This window comes from Citrobacter sp. wls826, assembly GCF_005281245.1.
Taxonomy (GTDB): domain Bacteria; phylum Pseudomonadota; class Gammaproteobacteria; order Enterobacterales; family Enterobacteriaceae; genus Citrobacter; species Citrobacter braakii.
This window is the reverse complement of sequence record NZ_SZWS01000024.1, coordinates 90082-96584: the sequence shown is the minus strand read 5'-3', so window position 1 is coordinate 96584 and position 6503 is coordinate 90082. Positions and strand designations below refer to the sequence as shown.

7 protein-coding genes and 1 pseudogene are annotated in these 6503 nt (G+C 52.1%); 7 read left to right on the top strand and 1 reads right to left on the bottom strand.

From position 1 onward, the window contains the following. On the top strand, window positions 1-1275 hold a 1275-nt coding region (garD, locus tag FDW87_RS05535), incomplete at its 5' end, for a galactarate dehydratase (RefSeq protein WP_252363018.1). A 59-nt stretch (window positions 1276-1334) separates the two neighbouring features. Here the strand turns inward: garD and FDW87_RS05530 are convergent. After that, window positions 1335-2144, bottom strand: a complete 810-nt coding sequence (locus tag FDW87_RS05530; protein WP_016157548.1) for a DeoR family transcriptional regulator — start codon at window positions 2142-2144, stop codon at window positions 1335-1337. A 219-nt stretch (window positions 2145-2363) separates the two neighbouring features. Here FDW87_RS05530 and kbaZ point away from each other — a divergent pair, with 219 nt between their 5' ends. The 6 genes and pseudogenes from kbaZ to FDW87_RS21840 all read left to right on the top strand — a co-directional run. Continuing rightward, complete coding sequence (gene kbaZ / locus FDW87_RS05525) at window positions 2364-3689, top strand: tagatose-bisphosphate aldolase subunit KbaZ (RefSeq protein ID WP_137379517.1); 1326 nt, start codon at window positions 2364-2366, stop codon at window positions 3687-3689. A gap of 19 nt (window positions 3690-3708) precedes the next feature. Then, window positions 3709-4182 (top strand): PTS N-acetylgalactosamine transporter subunit IIB, encoded by a 474-nt coding sequence (gene agaV, locus FDW87_RS05520; RefSeq protein ID WP_016157550.1) that lies wholly within the window; start codon window positions 3709-3711, stop codon window positions 4180-4182. A 10-nt stretch (window positions 4183-4192) separates the two neighbouring features. Continuing rightward, window positions 4193-4972, top strand: a complete 780-nt coding sequence (agaW, locus tag FDW87_RS05515; RefSeq protein ID WP_003839998.1) for a PTS N-acetylgalactosamine transporter subunit IIC — start codon at window positions 4193-4195, stop codon at window positions 4970-4972. After that, window positions 4962-5840 (top strand): PTS N-acetylgalactosamine transporter subunit IID, encoded by an 879-nt coding sequence (gene agaE, locus FDW87_RS05510; RefSeq protein ID WP_003024929.1) that lies wholly within the window; start codon window positions 4962-4964, stop codon window positions 5838-5840. The genes agaW and agaE overlap by 11 nt, the downstream gene beginning before the upstream one ends. Window positions 5841-5856: 16 nt before the next feature. Further along, window positions 5857-6291, top strand: coding sequence for a PTS galactosamine/N-acetylgalactosamine transporter subunit IIA (gene agaF / locus FDW87_RS05505; protein WP_016157552.1), 435 nt, complete (start codon window positions 5857-5859; stop codon window positions 6289-6291). Next, window positions 6288-6503: pseudogene (locus FDW87_RS21840) on the top strand (N-acetylglucosamine-6-phosphate deacetylase); the annotation flags it as partial. The gene agaF and the pseudogene FDW87_RS21840, both read left to right, overlap by 4 nt.

Here is a 6503-nt window from a genome sequence, read left to right as displayed (position 1 = left end):
GAGACGCTGCCGCTGGCAACCAAAGTGCCAGAGCCGCTGCCGCCTCTTGAGGGTTACACCTTCGAAGGTTATCGCAATGCGGACGGTAGTGTCGGCACCAAGAATTTGCTCGGTATTTCCACCAGCGTGCACTGCGTGGCGGGCGTGGTGGATTATGTGGTGAAAATCATTGAGCGCGATCTGCTGCCCAAATACCCGAACGTTGACGGCGTGGTCGGACTCAATCATCTGTACGGCTGCGGCGTGGCGATTAATGCCCCAGCCGCCATCGTGCCGATTCGTACCATTCACAATATTGCGCTAAACCCGAACTTTGGCGGTGAAGTGATGGTCATTGGCCTCGGCTGCGAAAAACTGCAGCCCGAGCGCCTGCTGGAAGGCACGCACGATGTGAAAAGTATTCCGGTCGACAGCGCCAGCATCGTCAGCCTGCAGGATGAAAAACACGTTGGCTTTCAATCGATGGTTGCCGATATTTTGCAGGTGGCCGAACGCCATCTGGCAAAACTCAATCAACGCCAGCGTGAAACCTGCCCGGCGTCAGAACTGGTGGTCGGCATGCAGTGCGGCGGCAGCGATGCGTTTTCAGGCGTGACGGCCAACCCGGCGGTCGGTTATGCCTCCGACCTGTTAGTACGCTGCGGCGCCACTGTAATGTTCTCTGAGGTTACCGAAGTGCGCGATGCCATCCATCTTCTGACCCCACGTGCGATTAACGAAGAAGTAGGTAAACGCCTGCTTGAAGAGATGGCCTGGTACGATAACTACCTTGATATGGGCAAAACGGATCGCAGCGCCAACCCTTCTCCAGGCAACAAGAAAGGCGGTCTGGCAAACGTGGTGGAAAAAGCGCTGGGTTCTATTGCCAAGTCTGGCAAGAGCGCGATTGTCGAAGTCTTGTCGCCGGGCCAACGCCCAACCAAACGTGGCCTGATTTACGCGGCTACACCCGCCAGTGATTTTGTCTGCGGTACGCAGCAGGTCGCTTCCGGGATCACCGTGCAGGTGTTCACCACCGGTCGCGGTACGCCGTACGGCCTGATGGCCGTGCCGGTGATAAAAATGGCGACCCGTACTGAGCTGGCCAACCGTTGGTTTGACCTGATGGACATCAACGCAGGCACCATCGCCACCGGGGAAGAAACCATTGAAGACGTGGGTCTGAAACTGTTCGAGTTTATTCTCGACGTCGCCAGCGGGCGTAAGAAAACCTTCTCGGATCAATGGGGACTGCATAACCAACTGGCGGTGTTTAACCCGGCGCCAGTGACCTGATTCCTGAAAGCTAAATTCGATTACAGGTCGGGGAGTTCGCAAACTTCCCGACTTTTTTATCAGATACTCACCAGAACAACCTCAATCCCATGTTTACGTAAACCTTCCAGACTATCCTCTGGAATACCTTCATCAACAATAATCATATCAATCCGCTGGGTATCAATGATCTTATGCAGGCTGGAGCGGTTAAACTTCGTCGAGTCAGTAACGACAATGATACGCTCAGCCACTTCACACATCCGACGGTTGAGACGCGCTTCATCTTCGTTGTGTGTGCTAACACCACGCTCTAAATCGATGGCATCAACGCCAAGAAACAGCATGTCGAAGTGATAATTTTGTAGCGATTGCTCTGCCTGATCGCCATAAAATGATTGCGACTGACGACGCAAATGGCCGCCGGTCATCAGCAGCTCAACCCCTTCGGCTTCCAGTAACGCATTGGCGACATTCATACCGTTAGTCATAGCAATGACGTTGGTTTGCTGGCGCATCAGGCGGGCAATTTCATACGTCGTGGTACCGGAGTCGAGAATCACGCGGTGCCCCGGTTTGATCAACTCCGCGGCGGCTCTGGCAATACTGCGTTTTACCGCCGTATTGAGTGAGCTCTTATCTTCAACAGAAGGCTCCACAACAAGCGCATTGCTTTCGCAAATCAGTGCTCCACCATAGGCGCGTACCGCAATCCCCTGTTTTTCCAGAAAGGCGAGGTCGTTACGAATAGTGACCGTGGAGACGCCAAAAAATAAAGAAAGATCGTTAACCTGAACGCTTCCCTGCTGCCGTAATCGCTGGATGATCTGCTCACGTCTTTCGCTAGTGCCGATAACGCGCTTGTCTGCAGAGGACTCGGTGTTACTCATATGAAATCCTTTAGTTGAATCTTTCGTTTTATTTCGTTTTGTCTATTAACGCCTTTCTTTTACGTGAATGCAAGCCCCGTAAACGGGTAAGAGCCAGACAGACTTACGCTGAAACCTTTCATTGCGTTTCTTTTGTGAAACAGATCGGAAAACCATTATCTTTCGTTTTATTTTTATACCACCATGATGCAGTATTAAATGAAACAAAACGAAAGAATGATGTCGCAGTTATCTGACCTGGAGAGGAAAGTGAAACATCTAACTAAAATGGTCGAGCAGCATAAATGGGGGAAGGCAAACGGGATTTATGCCGTTTGTTCCGCACATCCAATCGTACTGGAAGCCGCAATACGCTACGCCCATGCCAATCATACACCGCTGTTGATCGAAGCAACCTCTAATCAGGTTGACCAGTTTGGCGGCTATACGGGGATGACTCCAGCCGATTTTCGCAGTTTTGTCTGCCGTTTAGCCGACTCGCTTAATTTTTCTCAGGATATGCTGATTTTCGGCGGGGACCATCTTGGGCCAAACCGTTGGCAAAATCTGCCAGCAGAAGAGGCAATGGCCAACGCTGACGATCTGATCAAGAGTTATGTCGCCGCAGGCTTTAAAAAGATCCACCTCGATTGCAGCATGTCGTGTACTAACGACCCGGTTCCCCTGACTGATGAAATCGTCGCCGAGCGCGCCGCACGCCTGGCAAAAGTAGCCGAAGAAACCTGTATGGCACATTTTGGTGAGTCTGACCTGGTCTATGTGATCGGCACAGAAGTTCCGGTTCCTGGTGGCGCTCACGAAGCGTTAACCGAACTGGCGGTAACAACGCCGGATGCCGCACGTGCAACGTTACAGGCCCATTATCACGCCTTTGAAAAGCGCGGGCTGGAAGGTATCTGGCCGCGTATTATCGCCCTGGTGGTACAACCTGGCGTTGAATTCGACCACACACACATCATTGATTATCAACCGCAGAAAGCCGTGGCACTCAGCAAAATGGTGGAAGACTACGACACGCTGGTTTTTGAAGCGCATTCTACCGATTACCAAACGCCACAGTCCTTGCGCCAACTGGTGATGGATCACTTCGCCATTCTGAAAGTGGGACCCGCGCTGACATTCGCCCTGCGCGAAGCACTGTTTTCGTTAGCCGCTATTGAAGAAGAATTGCTGCCAGCAAAAGCCAGTTCAGGCCTGCGACATGTGCTGGAAAGCGTGATGCTTGATCGACCAGAATACTGGCAGAGCCACTATCACGGCGATGGCAACGCGCGCCGTTTGGCCCGCGGTTATAGCTACTCCGATCGGGTTCGTTACTACTGGCCGGACAACCAGATTGATGAAGCATTCGAACGTCTGGTGCGTAATCTGGCGGATGACCCCATTCCACTGCCGCTAATTAGCCAGTATTTACCCTTGCAGTACGTAAAAGTGCGCGGGGGAGATCTCAGCGCCACACCGCGAGAACTCATCATTAACCATATTCAGGACATACTGCAGCAATATCACTGCGCCTGCCTGGGTGCTCCAGATCGTAACGAATAACAAAAAAGAGAAAAATACCATGCCAAACATTGTATTAAGTCGCATTGATGAACGTCTGATTCACGGTCAGGTTGGTGTGCAATGGGTCGGATTTGCGGGGGCAAATCTGGTGCTGGTCGCTAACGATGAAGTGGCTGAAGACCCAGTACAGCAAAACCTGATGGAAATGGTACTGGCAGAAGGGATCGCCGTACGCTTCTGGTCACTACAAAAAGTGATCGACAATATTCACCGTGCCGCCGATCGCCAGAAAATTCTGCTGGTTTGCAAATCGCCTGCGGATTTCTTCCGTCTGGTTGAAGGCGGTGTTCCTGTTAACCGTATCAACGTTGGCAATATGCACTATGCCAACGGCAAGCAACAAATCGCCAAAACGGTTTCTGTAGACGCTGCCGATATTACGGCGTTCAACGGGCTAAAAGCCGCTGGGGTGGAGTGCTTCGTTCAGGGCGTTCCAACAGAAGCCGCCCAGGACCTCTATAAACTTCTCTGAGGTATTCACAATGGAAATTAGTCTGTTGCAGGCTTTTGCGTTGGGTATTCTCGCCTTTATTGCAGGCCTGGATATGTTCAACGGGTTAACGCACATGCACCGCCCGGTTGTTCTCGGGCCGCTGGTCGGCCTGATTCTGGGCGATCTGCATACCGGTATTTTGACAGGTGGTACGCTGGAACTGGTGTGGATGGGCCTGGCCCCGCTGGCTGGAGCTCAGCCACCAAACGTGATTATCGGCACTATCGTGGGAACCACGTTTGCCATAACGACAGGAGTAAAACCCGAAGTTGCCGTAGGAGTGGCGGTACCGTTCGCCGTAGCGGTACAGATGGGGATTACCTTCCTGTTCTCTGTGATGTCAGGGGTGATGGCTCGGTGCGATCGCATGGCAGCAAATGCCGATACCGCAGGAATTGAGCGGGTCAACTATTTGGCGTTGCTGGCGCTGGGGACCTTCTATTTTTTATGCGCGTTCCTGCCGATTTACTTTGGTGCGGAACATGCCAAAACCGCTATAGATGTTCTGCCGACTCGTCTGATTGACGGCCTCGGCGTGGCAGGCGGCATCATGCCAGCTATCGGCTTCGCCGTACTGCTGAAAATCATGATGAAAAACGTCTATATCCCCTACTTCATCCTGGGTTTTGTAGCCGCAGCCTGGCTCAAACTCCCTGTGCTGGCGATCGCAGCAGCAGCACTGGCAATGGCGCTGATCGATTTTCTGCGTAAATCACCTGAACCTACAGCTCCCGCAGCACAAAAAGAGGAATTCGAAGATGGCATCTAATCAAACGGCTCTGCCGAACGTTTCCGAAACCGAAGAAACGCTGCTGTCCGGCACCAATGAAAACGTCTACGAAGACCAGAATATCGGTGCCGAGCTGACGAAAAAAGATATCAACCGTGTTGCCTGGCGTTCAATGTTATTACAAGCCTCTTTTAACTACGAACGTATGCAGGCATCAGGATGGTTGTACGGCCTGTTACCTGCACTGAAAAAGATCCATACCAACAAGCGCGATCTGGCGCGTTCGATGAAAGGCCATATGGGCTTCTTCAACACGCACCCGTTCCTGGTCACGTTTGTTATCGGGATTATCCTTGCGATGGAACGCTCCAAGCAGGATGTAAACAGTATTCAAAGCACCAAGATTGCCGTAGGCGCTCCACTTGGCGGTATCGGTGATGCCATGTTCTGGTTAACGTTATTGCCTATTTGCGGTGGTATCGGGGCCAGTCTGGCGCTGCAAGGTTCTATTCTTGGCGCAGTTGTCTTTATTGTTATGTTTAACGTGGTTCATCTTGGTCTGCGCTTTGGGCTAGCACACTATGCTTATCGAATGGGCGTTGCTGCCATCCCGCTAATTAAAGCTAACACCAAAAAGGTTGGACATGCTGCATCCATCGTTGGGATGACGGTGATCGGCGCGCTGGTAGCGACCTATGTTCGCCTGAGCACTACGCTGGAAATTACTGCTGGCGACGCGGTTGTGAAACTGCAAACAGACGTTATAGACAAATTGATGCCAGCATTTTTACCGCTGGTCTACACATTGACTATGTTCTGGCTGGTCCGGCGTGGCTGGAGTCCTCTTCGTCTTATCGCCATTACCGTGGTGCTTGGCGTCGTAGGTAAGTTCTGTCACTTCCTGTAAATATAAGGGGTTGTAGATGTTAGGTATTATTTTGACGGGCCATGGCGGGTTTGCCAGCGGAATGGAAAAAGCGATGAAACAGATTTTGGGTGAACAGACTCAGTTCATCGCCATCGACTTTCCGGAAACCTCAACCACGGCCTTACTCACCTCGCAACTTGAACAGGCAGTGAGTGAACTGGATGCTCAGCAAGACATCGTGTTTCTAACAGACCTGTTGGGCGGGACGCCATTTCGCGTAGCTTCCACACTGGCCATGCAAAGGCAAGGTACTGAAGTGATCACCGGTACCAATCTACAACTGCTACTGGAGATGGTGCTGGAGCGCGACGGCCTGAGCAGCGAAGCGTTTCGTGTGCAGGCGTTGGAGTGCGGACACAGGGGTTTAACCAGTCTGGTGGACGAGCTGGGACGCTGTCGCGAGGAAAACCCCGTTGAGGAAGGGATATGACAAAGCGATTGCGCGCCAGGCGTCTACTAACCGAACAGGGATGGCTGGATGATCATCAATTACATATTAAAGACGGTATCATTGCAGCAATAGAGCCAATCCCATCCGGTGTTATGGAGCGCGACGCTGAACTGCTTTGTCCAGCTTACATTGATACCCACGTACACGGTGGTGCGGGCGTCGATGTTATGGATGAGGCACCGGATACGCTC

What these genes read in the sequence shown, in the direction of transcription:
- FDW87_RS05530 (WP_016157548.1), bottom strand. Translation starts at nt 2,144, where the DNA reads ATGAGTAACACCGAGTCCTCTGCAGACAAGCGCGTTATCGGCACTAGC.
- kbaZ (WP_137379517.1), top strand. Translation starts at nt 2,364, where the DNA reads ATGTCGCAGTTATCTGACCTGGAGAGGAAAGTGAAACATCTAACTAAA.
- agaV (WP_016157550.1), top strand. Translation starts at nt 3,709, where the DNA reads ATGCCAAACATTGTATTAAGTCGCATTGATGAACGTCTGATTCACGGT.
- agaW (WP_003839998.1), top strand. Translation starts at nt 4,193, where the DNA reads ATGGAAATTAGTCTGTTGCAGGCTTTTGCGTTGGGTATTCTCGCCTTT.
- agaE (WP_003024929.1), top strand. Translation starts at nt 4,962, where the DNA reads ATGGCATCTAATCAAACGGCTCTGCCGAACGTTTCCGAAACCGAAGAA.
- agaF (WP_016157552.1), top strand. Translation starts at nt 5,857, where the DNA reads ATGTTAGGTATTATTTTGACGGGCCATGGCGGGTTTGCCAGCGGAATG.